The sequence below is a fragment of the Planktosalinus lacus genome, from assembly GCF_014640155.1.
Classification (GTDB): Bacteria; Bacteroidota; Bacteroidia; order Flavobacteriales; family Flavobacteriaceae; genus Planktosalinus; species Planktosalinus lacus.
The window spans coordinates 79,635-102,653 of record NZ_BMGK01000008.1 but is presented as its reverse complement, the minus strand read 5'-3'; the positions used below and the strand labels follow the sequence as shown (position 1 = coordinate 102,653).

Sequence of the window (23,019 nt, the reverse complement as noted above, 5' to 3'; positions counted from 1 at the left end):
TATTTTTTAACCTATTGGCTTTCTAAAAATCGCTCTTTCCCACAGTTTAAAAAAGCTTTGAAATCTTTTTTATTTGGTAAATAACCAACCGGCTGATTCAACACACTACCCTCTGGGCTAATAAGTACATAATATGGTTGTGAATTTCTATTAAAGTGGATTGCTTGAAAATCTGCCCATTTATTACCAATATTTCTCATTTGTCTTCCACTCAATGCTGAGGTATAAGGCTCATCTAATGGGGTGCGTTCATCTACATATAAAGAGATGAGAACATAGTCATCATTTATGATGGAATAAATTTCTGGGTCACTCCACACCTGGTCTTCCATTCTTCTGCAGTTTACACAGCCATGGCCGGTAAAATCAAGTAAAATGGGCTTGTTAACTGATTTTGCAAAGGCCACTCCTTCCTGAAAATCTTTGATGCAATTTAAATTTAAAGGACATTTGCCGGGGTAAATATAACTGTGTCCGGCTGGGGGAGCCAGTCCACTTAAAAGATTGGGTGTGACAAATCCGTTTGATTGATCACTCACTCTAAAACCCATGGCCATATATATAATCAAAATCAACATCGAAATAGACAATAGACTTCTGGTCAAAGTGATTTTTTTAACCGGACTATCCAAAGGAAACTTTAGTAAACCTAGGAAATAAAGCAGCAATCCTAATGCACATAGAATCCATAAAATTAAAAACAGTTCATAGGGTAGTATTTTCCAGCCTAAAATCATATCTGCAATTGATAAAAACTTAAGCGCTAAAGCAATTTCTATAAACCCTAATGTTACCTTGATACTGTTCATCCAACCGCCCGATTTTGGCATCGAATTGAGCCAGCCGGGAAATGCAGCAAATAATGCAAAAGGCAATGCCAACGCAAATGAAAAACCAAGCATTCCAATGAGTGGCCCTACTGGAATTCTTCCAAATAAAACTGGTCCCCCACCCACTGCAGTCTCGACCAGTAAGGTTCCAATAATTGGTCCTGTACAGGAAAACGAAACTAACGATAACGTGAAAGCCATAAAGAAGATACCAAGTAATCCACCTTGACTTGAAGCCTTGTCGGTACTGCTTATCCAAGAAGTGGGTAATGTGATTTCAAAAAATCCGAAAAATGAAATGGCAAAAACGATGAACAATACCGCAAACGCGAGATTAAACCAGGCATTGGTAGAAAGTAAATTCAGTGCATCTGCTCCAAATATGGTAGTGATGAGCAATCCTAATATGACGTAGATAACAATAATTGAAATACCATAAATAATCGCATTTTTAATTCCTGATGCTTTACTGGTACTGCTTTTAGTAAAGAAGCTTACTGTCAATGGTACCATAGGGAAAACACAAGGTGTGAGCAAAGCAAGCAGGCCACCTAAAAATCCGGCGATGAATACCCACCAAAAATTACTCGAATCTTCTTTTTCAGTTTCGGTTCCGTCACAATTGCTATTTGCTAAGGAATGATCAAACTCAAAATGAACAGGAGTACCAAAACCATTTTTGTTTTCCGCATCAGCATCAGATTTTAAACCCTCCCCTTGAAAATTAAACTCTCCGGTTTCAGGATTAAAACTAAAATCTAGTCCGGTAGGGGGCAAACACATTTCATCGTCACAGGCCATAAATTCTAAAAAACCGGTAATGGGCTTTGTGTCGTCTAATAATTTTACAGTAATTTCAAACCTTCCATCTTTATAAAGTTTGATCGTCTCCATTTCAAAAAACTTATCAAAGCCCGAAACGATATTGGACCCCGTTTCTGAAATATCCTGGATTATTTCAAATTGAGATGTTTCGTTGAGAACGATAACTGTGGGTAATGGTCCCATTAAATCAGGGTCCATTTTATGAGAATAGATTGACCAGCCCTCTTCTATTTCAGCATCAAAAACAAAAGTGTAAACACCTTCAGATGCTTTGGTGAGTTTTCCGGTCCAATCAACAGGATTTACAAATTCTTCACTTCCAAAATTGACGACCTCATTTTGATTCAATTCAAAACTAAACTCAAGCAAATCAGGTGGCAGGCACTTTTCATCATCACACACCATAAAATAAACTTCAGCATTGATGTCATTTAAAGCTGGGTTTATGATTTTGATTTGCTGTTCAAAAACAACATTCCCTTTAAACTTTTTGATGTCCATTTCAAAAATAGGGTCAAAAACCGGTTCGCCATCAGGTTCAGTGGTAGTACCTATGAGCTCGAAGTCTCCATTTTCTGAATCTAAGAACACAAATTCAGTTGGAATGGGGCCTTCATCGCCCACATCCTGTTGAGAATATAAATACCAACCGGCATCCAGATTGGCTTTAAATCTCAATAGATAGTTTTCTTCATCAATTTTTTCTAATTCGGTTTGCCATTTTATGGGATCAAATATTTGGGAGTAGGTACTGTTTAAGGCAAAAAAAGTAAGTAGAAGTACTAGAATTTTCTTCATAGCTGCAATTGTATTTTTAATATAGATTGGGTATTTTCTGTAATTTTAAATCGGTTATCGGCACGCATTCCCACAACCCATACAATAGTTTCATTACTGCATAACAACCAGATGTTTTGCTTTTCGAGCAAAGATAACTTTTCATCTTTAAAAAACTTACTAATTTTCTTTTTTCCGCTCATTCCCAATGGGTGAAATACATCGCCCTTTTTCCATTTCCTAAGTTTTAAAGGATAGTGTATCAACGCTTCATCAACATAACAAATTCCTGATTCTTGTTGTTCAATGGCTTTTACAATTTGAAATGTCAGATAAATAGGGGTTTCAATTTTGGAAACTCCTTTTGGAATAAGGTATTCAGCTTCAGGGTTTGAGTTTGATTCCTTCATTAATTCAAGCTCTAAATAAGTTCTGTTTTTTAGTAGGACATGGGTTTGAGAGTATATTCTTTTTCCTGTTTGAGCATCAAGAAGTTGCAATACATCCTCCCACTGCGTAAAACCAAAGGATTGAAACAGTTCAAATAAAAGTGCCTTGGTGTTGGGAAGTTTTTTGAGTTTTTCAACCGAAAATTGATACCCATTTTCAGTTTTTTCTGCTACATAACTAAAAATCAAGCCCACGTAATCTTCTAGCAATAAACGACTTGATTTTAAGTGTTCCTGAGTAACTTTAAAACTTTGTAGCAACTGCGGGTTGATTTCTTTAAAATGTGGAATCACCTGATGTCGCAATGCATTTCGCAAATAATAATCTGAAGCATTACTACTGTCTTCACGCCACTTCAACTTGTTGGCCTGTGCATATTCTAAAATAGCTTCACGCGAAAACTCCAACAAAGGTCTTCTCAAGTTCCCCGAAAGTTCAGGAATTCCTGTAAGGCCTTTCAAACCGGTCCCTCTGGAGAAATTTATAAAAAACGTTTCCAAATCGTCATCCAAATGATGTGCTGTGAGAATATACTTTAAACTCAGCATATCAGCAAGCTCATCAAACCAGTTGTAACGTAACACACGTGCCGCCATTTGGATGCTCAACCCTTTTTCTTCAGCAAACGAAACAGTTTCAAATGTCTCAGTATAAACAGGGACCCCTAATTTTTTTGCAAATCGGATTACAAATGCTGAGTCTGAATCACTTTCACTTCCGCGTAATGAAAAATTACAATGTGCCAGTGTTACCGAATAACCAGAGTTCACAAGCAGATGAGTCATTACAACACTGTCTAACCCGCCACTACAAGCCACCAACAATTGTTGATTTTGAAATTCGGGAAATTGTTGAATGAGATGGGTTTGAAATTGTTCTTTCATGGCAATTTTATAGTTGAACGTCGTCCGTTGTTAAAAATTCCCACGGGTGTTTGTCTTTCAACAAAGACTTTCCAAGAACCTCCTGAAACCTGGAAGCATCAATTCCATATCCTTTGGGCTTTTTTGCCTCCAAATCTTCAAACAAGAGTTTGTCGCCTGCCTTCAGTGATTTGTTTACAGCCAGTGATTTTTCGAAAATTGATTTTACAGTTTCAAATGCAGAAGCATCATTTTTATCAACAGGGGTGTTGAGTGCAGTCGAAATTGATTGAACAGCTTTTACCAATTGCTTTGTTTCATCAATTGTAAGGGAGGACGAAGCATCGGGGTTGGATTCGTTGTTGTCCAGTTTTACGTGAAACTCTAAAAGTTCAGCACCCAGGGTAACTGCAGCAATTCCTGTATCAATTCTAGCAGAATGATCAGAAAAACCTACCTGTACTCCATATCGTTTTTTTAATTCTGCAATGACATTCAATCCGTAATTTTCAGGTTGTGTGGGATAGCTCGTTGTGCATTGTAAAATTGAAAACTCCACATGCAATGATTTTAAGAATTCAACCGTTTTGTCAAGTTCAGCATAAGAACTCATTCCGCTTGAAAGGATGAGCGGCTTTTTTGTTTGGGCAATTTTTTGAAGCAAGAGAAAATTGGTGACCTCACCTGAGCCTACCTTATAGCGATTTACTCCAACTTTTTCAAGTAAATCCACTGCGGCATTGCTAAAAGGGGATGACATAAATTCCAGTCCGTTCTTTTCAGTATGCTCTTTTAATTTCTGCCATTCTTCAATGCTAAACTCCATTCGTTTCCAGTAGTCATAACGGGATTTATCATCCGTTTGCATTTTTATACGAAAAGGTTCATAAATACTGCTTTCAGCTTGAGCGAGATGGGTTTGAAACTTTATGGCTTGCACACCGGTTTTAGCAACAGCGTCAATATAGGCAATAGCTTTATCAAAACTACCATCGTGTGCTTGTGCAACTTCTGCAATCAGAAAAGGAGAGGGAGTCTTCTGCATTTAAAAATTACGTTTTTTGCTTTTTCTTTTCAGCGGCAGGAAATAAAACATTATTTAAAATCAAACGATATCCGGGTGAGTTGGGGTGTAAAGCCAATTCTGTTGGTGAGTCCCCCACACGGTGTTGGTAATCTTCAGGATCGTGACCACCGTAAAACGTAAAAAAGCCTTTTCCTTTAATACCGTGAATGTACTTGGCTTCACCGTTCAGGTCACTTTCGCCCATTACCAATACATTTGACTTCACTGACCTAGGATCAAATGAAGTGGTTTGTCCAAAAAAACCTTTAACCAAAGAAGTGTGATTTTGAACCAGCATCGTGGGAATGGGATCCCATTTGGCAGAATAATCCATTAATGAAAAATAATCAACCTCTTTTTTGATAGAACGTTTAGCCGTCATATCAATGGAACTAAATTCATACACCATGGGGTCTCGTTCCAATAGAAAGTCTTTAAAGGCAAACGACTTATTGAAATCAATTTTATTTTGATAGTTTGAATCACTGGGGTCCCCGTCAAACATGGGCTCACAAATATCCACTCCTTCTGCCGCTAGGGCAATATCAAATGAATCTGTCGCACTACACATCGCAAACATAAACCCTCCACCCACTACATAATCTCTTATTTTTAAAGCGACCGCCAGTTTAGCTTCAGACACTTTATTAAAACCCAGACTGGAAGCGAGTGCTTCCGCTTTTTGCTTTTCTTCAATATACCAGGGCGCGGTTCTGTAAGCTCTGTAAAATTTTCCATATTGACCTGTGAAGTCTTCGTGGTGCAAGTGTAACCAATCATAAAGCAAGAGTTGATCTTCCAACACTTCCTGATCATATACAATATCATAAGGAATTTCAGCATAAGTCAAAACCAAGGTTACGGCATCATCCCAGGGAAGATTGCCTTTAGGAGAGTAAACCGCAATGCGAGGTGCTTTTTCAAGTAGCACAGCACTCATATTTCTTGAGGGACTTTCAATTTCTGAGAGGATTTGTTCAGTTTTTGAATTGGACAAAATCTCAAAACTCACCCCCCTAATTTGACATTCTTTTCTGATTTCTTCTGTATCAGGCATTAAAAATGAACCACCCCGATAGTTGAGGAGCCATTGTACTTTTTGTTGCTTTTCCAAAACCCAATAAGTAATTCCATAAGCTTTGAGGTGCTCCTGCTGTGTTTCAGCATCCATTGGAACTAAAATATAGGAAGCAAAGCCTTGCATGCTCAGAAATAAACCAAATAATAGTATTAATTTCTTCATCTCAGCAAGATAAAAAAGTTTTTGTATCTATGAATTAACTTAGGTAGATTTTAACTAAAAAGGCACGCCGTGGTCATCATCTTCAGGAGGTAAATCATCTAAAGAGTCAGGACCAAAAGCATCATTTGCTGAAGGTAAATTATCTGGCTTAAAGGTGTCATCATTTGCTGCACTGTTCATTCTTGAATGAAACTCAACCGGGGTGTCAAAAGTTTCTAGGTTTTCAAATTTACCGAGATGTCCAATAAACTTCAATCTGATTTCATCCAAACCACCATTTCTGTGCTTGGCTACAATAAACTCTGCCTGACCATCGGTGGGCGCTTGTTCGTCATCATCCCATTGATCGATTTTATAATATTCAGGACGATAAATAAAGGAAACGATATCGGCATCCTGTTCTATCGCACCTGATTCACGTAAATCAGAAAGCAAGGGTCTTTTTGAGCCACCTCTGGTTTCAACAGCACGTGACAATTGAGAAAGTGCAATTACAGGAATATCAAGCTCTTTAGCCAAGGCTTTGAGGTTTCTGGAGATGGTTGAAATTTCCTGTTCTCTGTTTCCGCCTCCTTTTTGACTGCCTCCGGCGGTCATTAATTGTAAATAATCAACAAATATAATTTTAATACCATGTTGAGAAGCGAGCCTTCGGGCTTTAGCGCGTAAATCAAAAATTGATAAGGAAGGGGTATCGTCTATAAAAAGCGGCGCTTTTTCAAGGTGCTTCACTTTTACATTGAGCTGTTCCCATTCATGTTTAGCTAATTGTCCCGTTCTTAATTTTTCAGAACTCAATCCGGTTTCAGAAGAAATTAAACGCGTAATCAATTGCACCGATGACATCTCCAGCGAAAAAAAGGCGACAGGAATATTGTTGGATACAGCAATATTTCTGGCCATCGAAAGCGTTAACGCTGTTTTACCCATACCTGGACGAGCAGCAATAATCACCAAGTCACTGGGTTGCCAGCCTGAAGTGAGTTTATCGAGTTTTTCAAAACCGGAGGGTACTCCTGATAGTCCTTTTTTATTGGCTATCTCCTCAATTTTCTTCTTAGCCTGAATGACCAGGTTTTGCGCAGTCTCTGAAGACCGCTTAATATTACCCTGTGTAATTTCATACAATTTTGACTCTGCAGTATCCAGCAAATCAAAAACATCCGTCGATTCGTCGTAAGAATCTTCAATGATTTCATTGGAAATTTTTATCAAACTGCGCTGAATAAACTTCTGTAAAATGATACGGGCGTGAAATTCAATATGTGCTGAGGAAGATACTTTCTGAGTAAGTTGAATCAAATAATACTCCCCTCCCACAACATCAAGGTTTCCATCCTTCTTAAGTTGAGAAGCAACGGTTAATAAGTCAATGGGTTGACCGGTTTTAAACAACTGAAAAATAGCTGCAAAAATGTGTTGGTGAGCTTCTTTGTAAAACACATCTGGATTGATCAGGTCGATGATTTCATCAACTCCTTTTTTGTCAATCATCATAGCCCCAAGTACAACTTCTTCTAAATCAACTGCTTGTGGAGGTATTTTTCCTTTTTCCAAAGAAATCACCTGCGATTTTTTAGAAGAATATGATATGTGAGGCTGTACTTTTTCCATTATGCGAATGTAAATAAAATGTTAAGACAAAGATAGTTTTTTGAACTCAGAACTCTTAACACTTCATCAACAATTTAATTGTTAATAACTTTTAAATATTGTTAATATCGTAAAAAAAATCCGATTTAAAAAAACCGGATTTTTGTAAGCGAGTGAAATTATTAGTGGTTAACTTTTATAGGGTCCCATTTCAAAATATTTATTCATTCTTTTTTCTACCAAATCTTTTGGGGATAAGTTTTTTAATTCTTCATATGCCTTTAAAATTTCTTTGGAAACTGTTTTAAAAGTTGTTTCTCTGTCAGTATGAGCTCCTCCAAGTGGTTCCTTAACAATAGCATCAATAAGCTTGTTTTTCTTCATATCAGTTGCTGTAAGTTTCAATGCTTCAGCCGCCTGTTCTTTAAACTCCCAGCTTTTCCAAAGAATTGAAGAACAACTTTCAGGTGAAATTACAGAATACCATGTGTTTTCAAGCATTAAGATCTTATCACCTACGCCGATTCCCAATGCTCCACCACTGGCTCCCTCTCCAACAATTACAACAATGATGGGAACTTTAAGCTTAGACATCTCAAAAATATTTCGGGCTATCGCTTCTCCTTGACCGCGCTCTTCAGCTTCCAGTCCGGGATAAGCTCCGGGGGTATCAATAAATGTGACCACAGGAATGCGAAATTTTTCAGCAGATTTCATCAAACGAAGGGCCTTTCTGTAACCTTCGGGATTTGCCATACCAAAATTTCTGTATTGACGGGTCTTGGTATTGTATCCTTTTTGCTGACCAACAAACATAAAACTTTGGTCACCAATTTTTCCTAAACCACCAATCATAGCCTTATCATCTTTAACACCACGATCACCGTGAAGTTCTAGAAAGGTTTCACCACAAATGGCTTTGATATAATCTAGGGTATAGGGACGGTTGGGGTGTCTTGAAAGTAATACACGCTGCCAGGGAGTTAGATTTTTATAGATATCTTTCTTTGTAGCAATTAATTTTTTTTCAATCTGTTTACAGGTTTCTGTTACATCAACATCACTTTCCTTACCTATAACTGTACACTTTTCCAGTTGTTCATTAAGTTCCTTTATGGGGAGTTCAAAATCAAGATATTCCATTGGTTTTGGTTTTTAGTAAACTTAGCCTACAAAGATAAAAACTTTGTTTGATTAGGCATTGTATATTGGTTTGCTTTTTCGCTTTTTACGGGTTTTGATTATTCCGTTTAAAATAACGGTTGCAATAATGACCAATGCACCATAATAAAATTGCGGACTCATATGCTCGGTATCACCCAAAATAAGAAGGGCTAATAAAATTCCATATACAGGTTCCAAATTGATGGTCAGCATTACAGTATAGGGTTTGATCCACTTCATCACATGTACTGAGGCGATAAAAGCATAGGCTGTACAGGCAGATGCTAAAATGAATAAATACACCCAGTCTGATCCAGAAAGTGTAAAGAAGCTGATATCAAAATGCCCACCAATAATCAAAAATAATGTAATACAAAGTGTTCCTGATAAGAGTTCCCAAAATGAAATGGATGTGGCCGGATATTTAACCGCAAATTTTCCATTAATTACTGAAAATAAAGCGCTTAAAAAAGCAGAAGCTAAAGCAAGTAGAATACCGGTCAAATATTGGGTTTCAACTTCAAAAATTATGTAGAGTCCAAAAATGACAAACATACCAAATAAGACCTCATACCAAATAATTTTTCGCTTGTAAAAAAGCGGCTCCAGCAATGAAGTAAAAAAGGCGCCTGTTGAAAGTATAGCAAGGGTTATTGAAACATTTGATTCTTTAATGGCTGCAAAAAACGTAACCCAATGAAGAGCGATGATAAAACCGGCAATAAAAAAACCCATCAAAACAAGTGGTGGGTATTGAAGTTTAATGCGCTTCCAAACAACATAAACATAAATCAATACACAGGCAATCAACATTCTAAACCACACCAATGGGGTTGCTTCTAATGTGATGAGTGCTCCTAAAACCGCAGTAAACCCCCAGATAAATACTATAAAATGAAGGTGTAAATAGTTGAGTAATTTATCGTTTTGCCCCATAGAGTAAGTAAATAGCCAATACACCAAAAATTATATTGGGGAACCATGTAGCTACAAAAGGTGAAAAATCAGATTGTTCTGCCATGGTCCCAAAAACTTTATCAAAAAAGACGAAAACCATTCCTATTAAGATACCTATGGCCAGGTTTACTCCCATTCCACCTCGTCTTTTTTTAGAAGATACTGCAACGGCAATCAGAGTTAATATATAAGCACTTACAGGAAGACTCCAACGTTTTTGACGCACAACCTCATAGCGGTTTATATAGGAAGAGCCCCGCTTCAATTCTTTGTCAATAAAATCATTCAGCTCGTTGTAGTTCAATGTTTCGGCAATGTAGTTAACCGGAGTCAAGTCATCCATCTCAAATGGAAAAATAGTGTCAAAACGTGATTTTGTGATTAAAACATCATTTTCTTTACCAATTTCTCGTTTCACATAATTGAATAAGGTATACGTTGAATCTGCTTCATTAAAATTGATGCGGTTGGCTGAAATTTTATATTCAAGTTCATTTCCCTCAAAATGCTCCAGGGTAAAAAAAGTGCCCGACTTATTTGCGGCATTAAAACTGCTTACAAAAATAACATCATTGTCGTTGATTTGCCTGTACACATTTGCCTGGTCACGATCAGATTTCCCTTTTTTTAAGTAACGGTAAGAAAACTCATTATAGCCCTTGCTGGCCATTGGTGCTAAATACATTCCCATAACCAAAGCACCTATACATACAATGGTTGCTCCAATCAAATAAGGCCTCAAAAACCGATAAAAAGAAATACCACTACTCAACACTGCAACAATCTCTGTATTATTGGCCATTTTGGAAGTAAACCAAATAACAGAAAGAAATAAAAACAATGGAAATAACAGGTTGGCAAAATAGATTGTAAAGTAACCATAATAAGTAATCACTTCAATCAACGGAACCTCACTTTCAAGAATTTTTCCAATCTTTTCTGCAAGGTTAACAGTAATTCCAATTGGTATAAACAACAACAGCAGCATTAAAAATGTGCCCAGGTATTTTTTTAAAATGTAGCGGTCTATTATTGTAAGCATACTAAAATAAGCTTTTACTTATTGGTTAACTACAAGCGCTTGTCCATTTGTTTTACCATCTTGTTTTTCCAAGTGTTGAAATCTCCTGCTAATATATGTTTTCTGGATTCACGAACCAACCATAAATAAAAACCTAAATTGTGAATGGTGGCAATTTGTTTCCCTAACAATTCATTCACAGAAAATAAATGTTTTAAATACGCCTTGGAATATTCAATATCCACAAAAGTAATTCCCATTTCGTCTAATGGAGAAAAATCATCTTCCCATTTTTTGTTTTTAATGTTAATGGTGCCGTGTGCTGTAAATAGGGTCCCGTTGCGCGCATTACGAGTAGGCATCACACAATCAAACATATCTATTCCTAAAGCTATATTTTCAAGAATATTGATGGGCGTTCCAACACCCATTAAATAACGTGGTTTATCTTCCGGTAGTATTGCCGTTACAACTTCTGTCATAGCATACATTTCCTCAGCAGGCTCACCCACTGAAAGTCCGCCAATGGCATTCCCTTCAGCTCCAACTGATGCAATATACTCTGCAGACTGTTGTCGCAAATCTTTATAAGTACTCCCTTGTACAATTGGAAAGAATGCTTGTCCAAAATCATATTTAAGTGGAGTCTTATCGAGATGGGCAATACAGCGGTCTAACCAGCGATGAGTCATATGCATCGAGCGTTTCGCATACCTGTAATCACAAGGATAGGGAGTGCATTCGTCAAAAGCCATTATAATGTCTGCGCCAATAGTGCGCTGAATATCCATCACATTTTCAGGAGTGAAAAAATGATAACTGCCATCAATATGTGATTTAAATTTTACACCCTCTTCTTTAATTTTTCTATTAGCAGAAAGCGAATATACTTGATACCCTCCACTGTCTGTTAGAATATTTCTATCCCAATTCATAAACTTGTGCAACCCCCCTGCTTTTTCCAAAATCGTTGTTTGTGGCCTCAGATATAAATGATAGGTATTACCCAATATAATATCCGGGTTTATATCATCTTTTAGCTCACGCTGGTGCACACCTTTTACAGTTCCCACAGTTCCCACAGGCATAAAAATGGGTGTTTCAATCTGCCCGTGATCAGTTGTGATAACTCCTGCTCTGGCCTTACTTTCCGGGTCTTTGGATTTTAATTCAAACTTCATGGTTCATAAATCAAATGAGCGGCAAAGGTAACCAATAGAAGTGAAAAATTGCGTCCCCTTTTTTCATATAAATTTTTACATCTATTAAAACTTGTTCGTGACTTGGTTTATTATGATTTCAAGTAACATAAAGTATCTATGAGTAACAGCCTTGAGCTTGTCTAAGTTCAAATAACTACATAAGAAGATACAACTTTACATTTTTTTAAAACACCTTAAACACAGCAAACCTTCACCTCCATAAGCCCATTTTCCATAAGCCCATTTGATGTTCTCTTGAACACAACATCTGCGAAAGGTGTAACATCTTGTTCTAAAGGTGTAAAGCTATTTAAATTCATGTGTAGCACCTTTGTGAACTAATAATGAGTTATATAATTAACTCTTCACAATTTAAATAAAAATTAAAATGAGAGAAGATCAAAATCGCAGGGATGATAACCAGGAAAATGACGGAGTTTTATTAACAGGTATGTTTCGGGACCGTGAAAGTTCAGAACAAGCATACAACACTTTGCAGGATAGAGGGTACAAAAAAGACGAAATCAATTTAGTAATGTCTGATGAGACCCGTAAAAAACATTTCTCTGATGAAGCCAAAGAAACTGAAATAGGAACCAAAGCTGCCGAAAGTGCAGGAAAAGGTTCTGCCATTGGTGGCACGATAGGTGCCGCTGCAGGTGTTATCGCAGCCATCGGGACCAGTATTGCAATACCCGGTCTTGGGATTGTTATTGCAGGCCCCATCGCAGCAGGTTTGGCCGGTGCAGGTGCCGGCGGAATCACAGGAGGTGTAATTGGTGCACTGGTAGGTTCAGGAATTCCTGAAGCACGTGCTGAGTTATACGAATCGGGAATCAAAGAAGGACAGATTGTTATCGGTGTCAAGCCACGTAACGAAGAAGATGCTGAATATCTTGAGAACAACTGGCGTTCAAACAAAGCTGAAGAAATTCACAGTTAGAATACCTAGAGTATATACAAACGGAATGGCTTTAACGGTCATTCCGTTTTTCATACCCACCCTCCTTACAAACAAAAACTACTGAATACAAAGCGGCTACCCGGCAGGGGGCACATTGTGCGTTGTATCCAAAGCGCTAACTGTAAAATATGTAACGATTCCCATTATTTGTGTAACGCCCTAATTTACTAACAGCCATACTTTTATGTACTCAAAAATGCGTGATAAAATCTGTTTATCACTAAATTTCTAATAAATACCTAATACCTTAAAGTATGTTTCATCATGTAAAAGAATTACAATTCAATGCACGGGTTTCAAAGCCGGATGTGCGTTTTGCTAAACTACTCCTGGAGCAATTTGGAGGGCCCAACGGCGAGCTCAAAGCTGCCATGCAGTATTTTGTACAGGCCTTTGGCTGCCGGAAAGCATATCCTGCCGAGTATGATATGCTCATGGACATTGCTACCGAAGAATTTAGTCACCTCGAGATTGTGGGTGCAACCATTCAAATGCTGCTCACCGGTGTCAACGGAGAACTGAAAAATGCTGCTGACGAATCTGACCTCACCAAGATGCTGGACGGCACAGCAGCCAAGGAAACGTATATCAACGATGCGATGATCAATCCGCATTTCTTTCTGGTAAGCGGCGGCACCCCCACCCTTACCGATAGCGTTGGCAACCCCTGGAGTGCCTCTTACATTATGGGAATGGGCGATTTGACGGCAGACCTTCGTTTGAATGTGGGTGCAGAAACCAGTGCCAAAATGGTCTATGAAAACCTCTTGAAATTTACAGACGATGTCTATGTCAAAGAATCTTTGCGGTATTTAATGACCCGTGAGGTGGCACACTTTCAGATGTTTCAGGCAGCCCTGGAAAACATCAAGCCAAACTTCCCTCCCGGTATCTTGCAAAGCGACCCCCGATACAGCAACAAATATTTCAACATGTCCAAAGGCAATGACTTTAAAGGCCCCTGGAATGAAGGCAAAAGCCCTGAGATGGGCGAAGACTGGCAGTTTATAGACAACCCACAGCAACGCGTTGAAGACACCAATGGCCTGCTGGATGAAGAAGCCAAGGGCACAGACAGAACAGAAAAGTCTGTTCAAAAAGACAACAAGACACTGAGTAAAGAACGCAAAGAAAAAGTAGAAAAGGCCAACAAACCGGAAAACGGGGTGATGAGTTGGTCTGTTTATGAAGAGCAGGTCGAAGCCCAAAAAAACAACGACAACAAGAATAAATAACAATTTAAAACAAAAAAAATGGAAAACAATAAATCAAGTACAGCGACTATTTCACAAAACGGAAATCAGTCAAATGGAAGTTCGACAAAGGACAGTATGAAATCATCTCAACTCAGGGAATTGTTTGAGGATGGATTGAAAGACATCTACTGGGCTGAAAAAGCGTTGACCAAAGCCATCCCTAAGATGGTTAAAAAAGCAACCTCTAAAAAATTAATTGACGCCCTCAGCAGTCATCTTGCCGAAACAGAAGACCAAATCACCCGATTGGAAGAGGTTTTTGAATCCATAGACAAAAAACCGGAAGCTAAAAAATGTGAGGCCATGGCCGGTCTGATCAAAGAAGCAGAAGAAATCATGGAATCAAGCGAAGAAGGTGTAATGCGCGATGCAGGAATTATTTCGGCCGGTCAAAAAGTAGAACATTATGAAATTGCAACCTATGGTACCCTTCGACAGTTTGCAGAAACACTGGGCTTAAATGAAGCAGCATCACTGCTTGAAAAGACACTCAAAGAAGAAAAAGCAGCTGATCAAAAACTCTCTGAAGTAGCTAAAAACGCTATAAACATAGAAGCTGCGCAAGCAGATGTATAAACCCACCCACCATGAATAAACTTTTCAAAGGATTAATTGCAGGGTACGGAGCAAAAAAATTAGGCTGTGGTTGCTTTGGAACCATCATCGCTTTTTTTGTGATCTGGTGGATCTTGGGTATGGTTTAATAAGATCTATACATTTAATATAAAGAAGCCACGTCATTAGCCAACGTGGCTTCTATCTATTTAGAGTAGTACATTTCTATGTTTTGCTGTGTAAAGGTTTAAACAAAAAGGCATTAAATAACAAGCGTTGCTTTAAAGATGGTGACCGCTTTGCCGGTAATCTCGACCAAGCCCTTGTTGAGTTTCAGGTCCAACAATCCGCCGCGGGTGGAGAGTTGTCTTGAGGTGAGTTCCTTTTTGTTGAGCTTTCCCGCCCATAGGGGTGCCAGCGCACAATGGGCAGAGCCGGTAACCGGGTCTTCATTGATACCCACTTCGGGCACAAAACAACGCGCCACGATATCCACATCTTCTCTGCTGCTTTTGGCAGTGATGATGAGGCTTTCCATATTGTGTTTCTTTAGCAGGGCAAAATCAGGCCGGGTGTTTTGTATTTGTGCTTCGGTTTCGGCCACAGCGATGGACCATTTATTGCTGTACCAGGTTTCCAAAGGTTCCCAGCCCAGGATGCTTTGGAAGTCATAGTCAAGCGTGGTTCTTTCAAGGGCATATTCCGGCAGGCCCATTTGGATGCAGTTATCCACTTTGATGATGTTCAAGACTGTCTGTGTCGTTTTATAACGAATGGCGTCCTGAGGGTTTACGCCTCCGGTCTCATACAGGATGTGGGCGCTTGCCAGGGTGGCGTGTCCGCAGAGGGCAATTTCGCTCGTGGGCGTAAAGAACCGGATGTTGAAGTGGTCACCCGCTGCAAGGACAAAGGCCGTTTCTGATAGGTTCATCTCCATGGCAATGTTCTGCATCTGCTCTTCAGTAAGTTCCGTGTCCAGCAGCATCACGCCGGCGGGGTTTCCCTTAAAGGGTACATCGGTAAAAGAATCTACCTGATAGATGGTTTTGTTCATCGTTGTGTGCATTAAAGTTCCTGTGTGGTAGCTTCCGCTAAAGTAGAGAATTAAACAAAACAGGACAAGCCGGTGAATGAGGAAACAAAAAAACAATTAACAACAGTTCGTTAAAAACTCATTTTTATTTCCTTTGACGGGGGCATATAAAGTCTTATTTTTGACGGATAAATTTTACTTCACTGTTATGACAGACATCAATCAACTGGAAAATCTGGTAACCCAGGTAAGACGGGACATCCTGAGACAAGTTCACAAAGTTAATTCAGGCCACCCGGGAGGATCTTTGGGTTGTACAGAATTCTTTGTGGCCCTCTACAACGTCCTGATGGAGCACGATACCAATTTTAATATGGACGGAAAGGGTGAAGACCTTTTCTTTCTTTCAAACGGTCACATCTCCCCTGTTTTTTACAGTGTGTTGGCTCGCAGCGGATATTTTCCCGTTGAAGAGCTGCGCACCTTTCGTCATCTGGATTCCAGGCTACAAGGCCACCCCACCACCCACGAAGGACTGCCCGGTGTGCGCATTGCATCCGGTTCATTGGGACAAGGGATTTCAGTATCCATTGGTGCTGCCCTTTCCAAAAAACTAAACAACGATGACAAACTCGTCTATACCCTGTGCGGGGATGGTGAGTTGCAGGAAGGTCAAAACTGGGAGGCCATTATGTATGCAGCCGGAAACAAGGTGGACAACCTCATCGTAACAGTGGATTACAACGGCCAGCAAATTGATGGTGCTACCGATACCGTATTGCCATTAGGCAACCTGACAGCAAAAATGGAAGCCTTTGGATGGGATGTACTTATCCTGAAGGAAGGAAACAATCTCGAAGCGGTCATCAAAACCATGCAGGAGGCCAAGTCAAGAACAGGCAACGGAAAGCCTGTTTGTGTGCTAATGCATACGGTGATGGGCCACGGCGTGGACTTTATGATGCACACCCACGCGTGGCACGGCAAGGCACCCAATGATGAGCAGCTCGAAACGGCCTTGGCGCAAAACCCTGAAACATTAGGGGACTATTAAAAAAGTATAATTAAAAGCTACCCGCCGAAGGCGGACATAATATGAAAAAATTCACAAACACAGGCAATAAGGACACCCGAAGCGGTTTTGGAGCAGGCATGACCGAATTAGGAAAAACAAACCCAAACGTGGTAGCCCTTTGTGCCGACCTTACCGGTTCTTTGAAAATGGATGAGTTTCAGAAAAACCACCCGGAGCGTTTCTTTCAGGTGGGCATTGCTGAAGCCAATATGATGGGCATTGCTGCCGGTCTGACCATAGGCGGTAAAATTCCCTTTACCGGAACCTTTGCCAACTTCTCTACCGGAAGGGTGTATGACCAGATAAGACAAAGCATAGCTTACAGCGGTAAGAATGTAAAAATATGTGCATCCCACGCCGGCGTAACGCTTGGAGAAGACGGTGCCACCCACCAGATCCTGGAAGACATCGGTTTAATGAAAATGTTGCCGGGGATGACGGTGATCAATCCGTGTGATTATAACCAGACCAAAGCCGCAACCCTTGCCATCGCTGAACACGAGGGACCTGTTTACCTCAGATTTGGAAGGCCCTCAGTAGCAAACTTCACTCCGGAAGGTCAGACATTTGAAATTGGTAAAGCCGTGCAACTCACCGAAGGAAACGACGTGACGATCGTCGCGACCGGTCATTTGGTATGGGAAGCTATTCAAGCTGCTGAAACTCTTGAAAAGGAAGGCATACACGCCGAAATCATCAACATACACACCATCAAGCCCCTTGACAACGAAGCTATCTTAAACAGTATTAAAAAGACAGGCTGTATCGTCACTGCCGAAGAACATAACTTTTTAGGTGGACTGGGAGAAAGCGTTGCCCGTGTGCTCGCTGAAAATCACCCTACCCCACAGGAATTTGTTGCCACACAGGATACCTTTGGCGAATCAGGCACACCCGCACAGCTGATGGAAAAATATGGTCTCAATGCAGATGCCATTGTCAAGGCTGTAAAAAAAGTACTACAGCGAAAATAAATTGAACAACGCCTACGTTTGCTTCAAAAAAAATCCCCCGGAAGTATTTTCGGGGGATTTTTATTTTATTTAAATTTTTGGAATTAATTATTTAAAACAGGATAATCAGGGTCTAGGTAATCAGGTATACCATTCCCGCTTGAATCGGGATACTCAACAGTACCGTCAGGGTTAATGATAATTTCATCAATAGTTTCTACACCGTCTCCATCATCATCAGTATCCAAATAGTTTGGAACACCATTTTCATCAGTATCATCATCTCCCAAATATTCATTGCCATTTAAATCCTCCAGTAAAGAAGGAACCCCATCCGAATCATGATCAATGTCTGTGGTGACATCATACAATTTATAGGTGAAAATAAGTTGAGAATATACCGGTATTCCGGAAGGAGAATTAAGCCAATAACCCAATCCTGAAGGCACAAAAACAGCACCGGCTCCAAAGCCTTCAAATGTAAGTGTGCCATCAGGGTTTTCTATTATGTTTGTGGCTCCACTTAATTCAATAACTCCCTGTTGAAATCCGGTAACAACTTGTGTTAAATCAAATTTGATTGGTGCGTCAGAAGCATCAAAGGTGTCTAGATTTAAAAACTGTCCTTTGTAAGTAACCAATGCTTCATCAGCATAAAGTGGTGAATCTCCTTCGCCCTCTTTTACTTTTAAGTAGTATAAAGTATAAATAACCTCAGGCTTTACTCTGTCAAATACCTGCTTGGTCATTACCTGCTCAATTAACGGAGTTTTATCTGCATTTTCACCTGCTATGGTATCAAAGACAATTTTATAATCAAAATTGGGTGTCGGATTTTCAAAATCCTCATAATTATAAAAATGTGTCTGAAGAAAAGCTTCAATCTCTGCCGTTGCAGCTGTTACTTCAGCTGCACGATCACGCTCAGGAATTCGTTCAGGGCCTTCATCATCTCTTCTGCAAGAACTAACTACCAATGCAGTTAATAAAATCAAAGTTAAAAATCTATAGGTGCTTTTCATTTAAATTAAGTTTATTAGCCGTTGTTTTTCAATACATTAAATGCTTGAAAATAACTGTTTTTTATTTTGAACCCACTATGGGCGTTGATTCTCTTTTATTTTGCTGGCGAAGATACAATAATCTCTTATTTTTGTCTAAAAGATTAACTATTTTTAAGTGGGCTTAGTATGAGAGTGGATAAATATTTATGGTGTGTGCGCTATTTTAAGACCAGAAGCATTGCTACCAATGCCTGTAGGACCGGAAAAGTAAAGATACAAGGAGACAATGTAAAGCCCTCACGGGAAGTGTATCCCGGTGATCAGGTTCAAGTGCGTAAAAATCAGGTGGATTATGTACTCGAAGTGCTCGACATCCCTGAATCCAGACTGGGAGCCAAGCTTGTTGATATCTACCGAAAGGATATTACACCCAAAGAAAACCTTGAAAAACTGGAACTTCTTAAATATTCAAAAGACTATTACCGCAAAAAAGGCACCGGCCGTCCCACTAAAAAAGACCGCCGGGACCTGGATGACTTTGTGGAAGAAGATTAAACTGCTACTTCCCGGAGTTTTTTAATTTTGGCAACCAGGGTTGAGAATTCATCAAAGTCCAGTGTTTGCTGCCCGTCTGAAAAGGCTTTTTCAGGCTCGTGATGCATCTCGACAATCGCACCGTCTGCTCCTGCCACAAGCGCCGCTAAAGTAATGCGCTCCACGTGTTTTCTTATTCCAATGCCGTGCGATGGATCTGCAATGACCGGCAGATGACTTTTTTCTTTTAAAATGGGAATGGCATTGATATCAAAAGTATTTCTGTAAGCTCCTTCAAAAGTGCGGATGCCGCGCTCACAGAGCAACAGCTTTTCATTACCGGCAGAAAAAACATATTCGGCAGATTGCAGGAGTTCGTCGATACTTCCTGATATGCCTCGTTTGATCATCACCGGTTTGTCAACCGCTCCCAATGCATCCAGTAGGTTAAAATTCTGCGTATTGCGCGCGCCCACCTGAAAGATATCAACATACTCCATCATTTCTTCTATCTGGGAGACCTGCATCACTTCAGTGATGATTTTTATGCCATTAGCACGGCAAATGCGGTGAAATGATTTTAACCCCTCAATACCCAACCCCCGGAAAGCATAGGGCGAACTGCGTGGTTTGTATACGCCACCCCGCATTATTTTAATATTATTTTTAACCAATTGTTCAACTACAGCTTCTATTTGTTCCTCACTTTCAATGGAACACGGGCCGGCCATGAGGGTGAAATTATTTTCGTTAATCTGCACACCATCGCCCAAGTCTATGGAAGTTGGATTCACTTTCCACTTTCGGGATACCAGTTTATAGGCGTCGGTTACGCGATGAATGTCTTTGACTCCCGGCAACCTTCCCAGCCGCCTCAGGTCAAATTCATTTTTCAACACAGCCACCTTGTAAAATTGGCTCTGGGTTTTGATATCCACCGCTTTGATCTTGAATTGTTCCAATACTTCTTCAATAGCTTCCATGTGCTGAAGCGAAATATTTCTATCTAATTGTATAATCATGACTTTATATTTTTTACAAATTCCTGAATGGATTCTTTGCTGATGCCTTCTGCGGTGATATGCCTGATGAATGCACTGCCAATAATCACACCCTTACTGTATGTACAGGCGCTTTCAAATGTTTCTTTGTCGTGTATCCCAAAACCAATCAGGGTGGGATTCTTTAATTCCAGTTGTTGGATGCTTTTATAATACGCTGTTTGACGGTCAAATTTCTTGTTGGAACCGGTAATGCTGTTTGATGAAACCACATAAACAAACGCATTGGAAGCATCGTCGATGGCTTTGATGCGTTCTACTGAAGATTGGGGCGTGATTAAAAAAATGTTTGAAACACCTTCCTTCTCACACATCGTTTTCCAATGTTTTGTGTAGATATCCAAAGGCAAGTCGGGTAAAATAATTCCGTCAACGCCCACTTCAGCACATTTAGATATAAAAGCTTCCTCGCCATATTGCATCACGGGATTTAAATACCCCATCAACACGACCGGAATTTCAGTTATGTCACGCAACCCCTTTAATTGCTCAAAAAGCAACTTGATGGTCATTCCATTTTTGATGGCCTGCTGACTGCTTTCCTGTATTACCGGACCATCTGCCAGCGGGTCTGAAAAAGGCATCCCTATTTCGATCAAATCAACACCGGCTGCATCGAGGTTTTTAACAATCTCCAGCGTGTCTTCAAGCGCGGGATATCCTGCGGTGAAATACACGGAGAGAATATTGTCCCTCCTTTTAAAAATTGATTGTATCCTGGTACTCATAGCTTAAAATGTTTTTGATAAGTCGCCATATCCTTATCACCCCTTCCGGAAAGGTTGATCACCACGACATCTTCTTTTTTAAAGGTCATCTTCTTTAAATAGGCCAGCGCGTGTGCCGATTCCAATGCAGGTATGATTCCGTCTTTTTGTGATAGTTCTTTAGCTGCCACAAGTGCTTCCTGATCCGTTACAGAAACAACCGTTGCTTTTTGGGTATCGTTCAAATAAGCGTGCACGGGACCAATCCCGGGATAGTCCAACCCGGCGGAAATAGAATGGGGTTCTACAACCTGGCCGTCTTCTGTTTGAATGAGATACGTTTTGCTTCCGTGAATGATACCTCTTTTACCAAGGGCAATGGTTGCTGCCGTTTTTCCGGAATGAACCCCTTCCCCTCCGGCCTCCACGGCGATAAGTTTTGTCTTGTTGTTATCAATAAAATGATAAAAAGCCCCGATGGCATTGCTGCCGCCACCCAAACACGCAATCACATAGTCAGGATCTTCATTCCTGGTTTTTTCCAGAAGCTGAACCTTTATCTCTTCACTGATCACGCTTTGAAACATCGCCACCATATCGGGATAAGGATGGGGACCCACAACAGAGCCGATGATATAATGGGTATCCACAGGGTTGTTGATCCACGCCCTGATGGCTTCATTGGTGGCGTCTTTCAATGTCTTGCTTCCACTGGTAGCGGAAACCACCTCTGCTCCCAAAAGTTTCATTCTGTCAACATTGGGTTTTTGTCTTTCGATATCAACCGCGCCCATATAAATCACACACTTCATTCCCATCAGGGCACAGGCTGTAGCTGTGGCAACACCGTGCTGACCGGCACCGGTTTCAGCAATGATGCGCTTTTTGTTTAGCTTTTTTGCAACGAGAATTTGTCCAATCGTGTTATTAATTTTATGTGCCCCCGTATGGTTCAAATCTTCCCGTTTTAAATATATCTGTGCATTGTGTTCTTCTGAAAGGTTTTTAGAATAAAACAGCGGTGTAGGACGCCCCACATAATCCCGCATCAGCTCCCTGAATTCTTTTTGAAAGTCATCGGTTTCAATGATTTCTCGATAGCGGTTTTGAAGTTCCTGCACATTGGGATACAGCATTTCGGGCACAAAAGCACCTCCAAATTCGCCGTAAAACCCTTCTTTATTCGGACTAAATGTGTTCATAGTTTCTAATGGTGTCCAGCACCTTATTTATCATTTGTATATTTTTTAAACCCGGAGCGTCTTCCAGTTTGCTGTTGAAATCTAGCCCATAGAGCTTATCGTTTTTTAATTTTAAAATGGCATCCAGATTTTCAACTCCCAATCCGCCGCTCAAAAAGAACGGGGTTACCAATTGGTGTTGTGACAATAAGGTCCAGTCAAACGTTTTTCCGCTTCCGCCGAAAGCCGGTGTTTTGGTATCAAATAAAAAGTAATCGCAATGGGTTTCATAAGGAATCAGCTTTGTAAAATCAAAGGTTTCTTCAATGGCGAACGCTTTGATAACTGTTAGATTTTGTTCTTTAAGTTCCTTGCATATTGCCGGTGATTCATCGCCGTGCAACTGGATCGCCTCAAAACCATAGTTGTTCACTTTGTTCATTATATTCTCTACTGATTCATCGACAAACACAGCAGTTTTTACGATACTTTCAGGAATCGTTTCCAATGTATCTTTTGAGAGCTCCTGGCCCACATACCTGGGTGATTTCGGATAAAAGATAAATCCCATATAGTCCGGATTTGCTTCTGAAACCTGTCTTATATTATTCGTGTCTTTGAGTCCGCAAATTTTAATTTTCATAATAACAATCTCAAGTTTATTTTTAAGGTCTTTAAATACTCTTATTTATAATTTCTCTGTGA

At 40.0% G+C, this 23,019-nt stretch carries 21 protein-coding genes; 6 read left to right on the top strand and 15 right to left on the bottom strand.

Going from position 1 to position 23,019, the window contains the following annotated elements:
• Positions 1-11 precede the first annotated feature (11 nt).
• The 9 genes from IEV69_RS10580 to tgt all read right to left on the bottom strand — a co-directional run bounded on the left by IEV69_RS10580 (position 12) and on the right by tgt (position 11,970).
• Complete coding sequence (locus IEV69_RS10580; protein ID WP_188442253.1) at positions 12-2,453, bottom strand: protein-disulfide reductase DsbD family protein; 2,442 nt, start codon at positions 2,451-2,453, stop codon at positions 12-14.
• Positions 2,450-3,766, bottom strand: a complete 1,317-nt coding sequence (gene tilS, locus IEV69_RS10575) for a tRNA lysidine(34) synthetase TilS (protein ID WP_188442251.1) — start codon at positions 3,764-3,766, stop codon at positions 2,450-2,452. Before tilS ends, IEV69_RS10580 begins: the two co-directional genes overlap by 4 nt.
• Before the next feature lie 7 nt (positions 3,767-3,773).
• Positions 3,774-4,790, bottom strand: a complete 1,017-nt coding sequence (locus tag IEV69_RS10570) for an N-acetylneuraminate synthase family protein (protein WP_188442249.1) — start codon at positions 4,788-4,790, stop codon at positions 3,774-3,776.
• 7 nt (positions 4,791-4,797) lie between these two features.
• Positions 4,798-6,054 carry an asparagine synthetase B gene (locus IEV69_RS10565; protein ID WP_188442248.1) on the bottom strand — a complete coding sequence of 419 codons (1,257 nt, stop codon included), beginning with the start codon at positions 6,052-6,054 and terminating at the stop codon, positions 4,798-4,800.
• A gap of 54 nt (positions 6,055-6,108) precedes the next feature.
• Positions 6,109-7,668 (bottom strand): replicative DNA helicase, encoded by a 1,560-nt coding sequence (gene dnaB / locus IEV69_RS10560; RefSeq protein WP_188442245.1) that lies wholly within the window; start codon positions 7,666-7,668, stop codon positions 6,109-6,111.
• 168 nt (positions 7,669-7,836) lie between these two features.
• On the bottom strand, positions 7,837-8,790 hold the full coding sequence (locus tag IEV69_RS10555) for an acetyl-CoA carboxylase carboxyltransferase subunit alpha (RefSeq protein WP_188442243.1): 954 nt from the start codon (positions 8,788-8,790) through the stop codon (positions 7,837-7,839).
• A 51-nt stretch (positions 8,791-8,841) separates the two neighbouring features.
• On the bottom strand, positions 8,842-9,747 hold the full coding sequence (locus IEV69_RS10550) for a DMT family transporter (RefSeq protein WP_188442242.1): 906 nt from the start codon (positions 9,745-9,747) through the stop codon (positions 8,842-8,844).
• Complete coding sequence (locus IEV69_RS10545) at positions 9,731-10,810, bottom strand: LptF/LptG family permease (RefSeq protein WP_188442240.1); 1,080 nt, start codon at positions 10,808-10,810, stop codon at positions 9,731-9,733. The genes IEV69_RS10550 and IEV69_RS10545 overlap by 17 nt, the downstream gene beginning before the upstream one ends.
• A gap of 29 nt (positions 10,811-10,839) precedes the next feature.
• Complete coding sequence (tgt, locus tag IEV69_RS10540) at positions 10,840-11,970, bottom strand: tRNA guanosine(34) transglycosylase Tgt (RefSeq protein WP_188442238.1); 1,131 nt, start codon at positions 11,968-11,970, stop codon at positions 10,840-10,842.
• A gap of 409 nt (positions 11,971-12,379) precedes the next feature.
• Between tgt and IEV69_RS10535 the strand changes: the two genes are divergently transcribed.
• The 3 genes from IEV69_RS10535 (at position 12,380) to IEV69_RS10525 (ending at position 14,787) form a co-directional block, all read left to right on the top strand.
• Positions 12,380-12,934, top strand: coding sequence for a hypothetical protein (locus tag IEV69_RS10535; RefSeq protein WP_188442236.1), 555 nt, complete (start codon positions 12,380-12,382; stop codon positions 12,932-12,934).
• Positions 12,935-13,209: 275 nt separating this feature from the next.
• Positions 13,210-14,190 carry a manganese catalase family protein gene (locus IEV69_RS10530; protein ID WP_188442233.1) on the top strand — a complete coding sequence of 327 codons (981 nt, stop codon included), beginning with the start codon at positions 13,210-13,212 and terminating at the stop codon, positions 14,188-14,190.
• 18 nt (positions 14,191-14,208) lie between these two features.
• The gene (locus IEV69_RS10525) at positions 14,209-14,787 is read left to right on the top strand and encodes a YciE/YciF ferroxidase family protein (RefSeq protein WP_188442231.1); all 579 of its coding nucleotides are present in this window, start codon (positions 14,209-14,211) and stop codon (positions 14,785-14,787) included.
• A 241-nt stretch (positions 14,788-15,028) separates the two neighbouring features.
• On the opposite strand, the gene IEV69_RS10520 is transcribed toward IEV69_RS10525, so the two are convergent.
• Complete coding sequence (locus IEV69_RS10520) at positions 15,029-15,916, bottom strand: PhzF family phenazine biosynthesis protein (protein WP_229741430.1); 888 nt, start codon at positions 15,914-15,916, stop codon at positions 15,029-15,031.
• Positions 15,917-16,007: 91 nt separating this feature from the next.
• On the opposite strand from IEV69_RS10520, the gene IEV69_RS10515 reads away from it, so the two are divergent.
• Together IEV69_RS10515 and IEV69_RS10510 are read left to right on the top strand one after the other, a co-directional pair.
• Entirely contained in the window at positions 16,008-16,853 is an 846-nt protein-coding gene (locus IEV69_RS10515) for a transketolase (RefSeq protein WP_188442350.1), read from the top strand.
• Positions 16,854-16,894: 41 nt separating this feature from the next.
• Positions 16,895-17,848, top strand: coding sequence for a transketolase family protein (locus IEV69_RS10510; protein ID WP_188442230.1), 954 nt, complete (start codon positions 16,895-16,897; stop codon positions 17,846-17,848).
• 83 nt (positions 17,849-17,931) lie between these two features.
• On the opposite strand, the gene IEV69_RS10505 is transcribed toward IEV69_RS10510, so the two are convergent.
• Complete coding sequence (locus tag IEV69_RS10505; RefSeq protein WP_188442229.1) at positions 17,932-18,849, bottom strand: FKBP-type peptidyl-prolyl cis-trans isomerase; 918 nt, start codon at positions 18,847-18,849, stop codon at positions 17,932-17,934.
• Between the two features lie 168 nt (positions 18,850-19,017).
• Between IEV69_RS10505 and IEV69_RS10500 the strand changes: the two genes are divergently transcribed.
• The gene (locus tag IEV69_RS10500; RefSeq protein WP_188442228.1) at positions 19,018-19,386 is read left to right on the top strand and encodes an RNA-binding S4 domain-containing protein; all 369 of its coding nucleotides are present in this window, start codon (positions 19,018-19,020) and stop codon (positions 19,384-19,386) included.
• Here the strand turns inward: IEV69_RS10500 and IEV69_RS10495 are convergent.
• Genes IEV69_RS10495 through IEV69_RS10480 form a run of 4 tightly spaced genes read right to left on the bottom strand, consistent with a single transcriptional unit; the run spans position 19,383 to position 22,957 of the window.
• On the bottom strand, positions 19,383-20,387 hold the full coding sequence (locus tag IEV69_RS10495; protein ID WP_188442227.1) for a bifunctional 3-deoxy-7-phosphoheptulonate synthase/chorismate mutase: 1,005 nt from the start codon (positions 20,385-20,387) through the stop codon (positions 19,383-19,385). The two genes, IEV69_RS10500 and IEV69_RS10495, sit on opposite strands and share 4 nt — an antisense overlap.
• The gene (gene trpA, locus IEV69_RS10490) at positions 20,384-21,154 is read right to left on the bottom strand and encodes a tryptophan synthase subunit alpha (RefSeq protein ID WP_188442226.1); all 771 of its coding nucleotides are present in this window, start codon (positions 21,152-21,154) and stop codon (positions 20,384-20,386) included. Before trpA ends, IEV69_RS10495 begins: the two co-directional genes overlap by 4 nt.
• Entirely contained in the window at positions 21,151-22,335 is a 1,185-nt protein-coding gene (trpB, locus tag IEV69_RS10485; RefSeq protein WP_188442224.1) for a tryptophan synthase subunit beta, read from the bottom strand. The genes trpA and trpB overlap by 4 nt, the downstream gene beginning before the upstream one ends.
• Positions 22,322-22,957, bottom strand: a complete 636-nt coding sequence (locus tag IEV69_RS10480; RefSeq protein WP_188442222.1) for a phosphoribosylanthranilate isomerase — start codon at positions 22,955-22,957, stop codon at positions 22,322-22,324. Before IEV69_RS10480 ends, trpB begins: the two co-directional genes overlap by 14 nt.
• Between the last annotated feature and the right edge of the window lie 62 nt (positions 22,958-23,019).

Excerpts from the sequence above, each read along its gene's own strand:
- IEV69_RS10530 (WP_188442233.1), top strand. The coding sequence starts at position 13,210 with ATGTTTCATCATGTAAAAGAATTACAATTCAATGCACGGGTTTCAAAG.
- IEV69_RS10535 (WP_188442236.1), top strand. The coding sequence starts at position 12,380 with ATGAGAGAAGATCAAAATCGCAGGGATGATAACCAGGAAAATGACGGA.
- tgt (WP_188442238.1), bottom strand. The coding sequence starts at position 11,970 with ATGAAGTTTGAATTAAAATCCAAAGACCCGGAAAGTAAGGCCAGAGCA.
- IEV69_RS10550 (WP_188442242.1), bottom strand. The coding sequence starts at position 9,747 with ATGGGGCAAAACGATAAATTACTCAACTATTTACACCTTCATTTTATA.
- trpB (WP_188442224.1), bottom strand. The coding sequence starts at position 22,335 with ATGAACACATTTAGTCCGAATAAAGAAGGGTTTTACGGCGAATTTGGA.
- IEV69_RS10500 (WP_188442228.1), top strand. The coding sequence starts at position 19,018 with ATGAGAGTGGATAAATATTTATGGTGTGTGCGCTATTTTAAGACCAGA.
- IEV69_RS10565 (WP_188442248.1), bottom strand. The coding sequence starts at position 6,054 with ATGAAGAAATTAATACTATTATTTGGTTTATTTCTGAGCATGCAAGGC.
- IEV69_RS10515 (WP_188442350.1), top strand. The coding sequence starts at position 16,008 with ATGACAGACATCAATCAACTGGAAAATCTGGTAACCCAGGTAAGACGG.
- IEV69_RS10555 (WP_188442243.1), bottom strand. The coding sequence starts at position 8,790 with ATGGAATATCTTGATTTTGAACTCCCCATAAAGGAACTTAATGAACAA.
- trpA (WP_188442226.1), bottom strand. The coding sequence starts at position 21,154 with ATGAGTACCAGGATACAATCAATTTTTAAAAGGAGGGACAATATTCTC.
- IEV69_RS10545 (WP_188442240.1), bottom strand. The coding sequence starts at position 10,810 with ATGCTTACAATAATAGACCGCTACATTTTAAAAAAATACCTGGGCACA.
- IEV69_RS10510 (WP_188442230.1), top strand. The coding sequence starts at position 16,895 with ATGAAAAAATTCACAAACACAGGCAATAAGGACACCCGAAGCGGTTTT.
- IEV69_RS10505 (WP_188442229.1), bottom strand. The coding sequence starts at position 18,849 with ATGAAAAGCACCTATAGATTTTTAACTTTGATTTTATTAACTGCATTG.
- dnaB (WP_188442245.1), bottom strand. The coding sequence starts at position 7,668 with ATGGAAAAAGTACAGCCTCACATATCATATTCTTCTAAAAAATCGCAG.
- IEV69_RS10480 (WP_188442222.1), bottom strand. The coding sequence starts at position 22,957 with ATGAAAATTAAAATTTGCGGACTCAAAGACACGAATAATATAAGACAG.
- tilS (WP_188442251.1), bottom strand. The coding sequence starts at position 3,766 with ATGAAAGAACAATTTCAAACCCATCTCATTCAACAATTTCCCGAATTT.
- IEV69_RS10570 (WP_188442249.1), bottom strand. The coding sequence starts at position 4,790 with ATGCAGAAGACTCCCTCTCCTTTTCTGATTGCAGAAGTTGCACAAGCA.
- IEV69_RS10495 (WP_188442227.1), bottom strand. The coding sequence starts at position 20,387 with ATGATTATACAATTAGATAGAAATATTTCGCTTCAGCACATGGAAGCT.
- IEV69_RS10525 (WP_188442231.1), top strand. The coding sequence starts at position 14,209 with ATGGAAAACAATAAATCAAGTACAGCGACTATTTCACAAAACGGAAAT.
- IEV69_RS10580 (WP_188442253.1), bottom strand. The coding sequence starts at position 2,453 with ATGAAGAAAATTCTAGTACTTCTACTTACTTTTTTTGCCTTAAACAGT.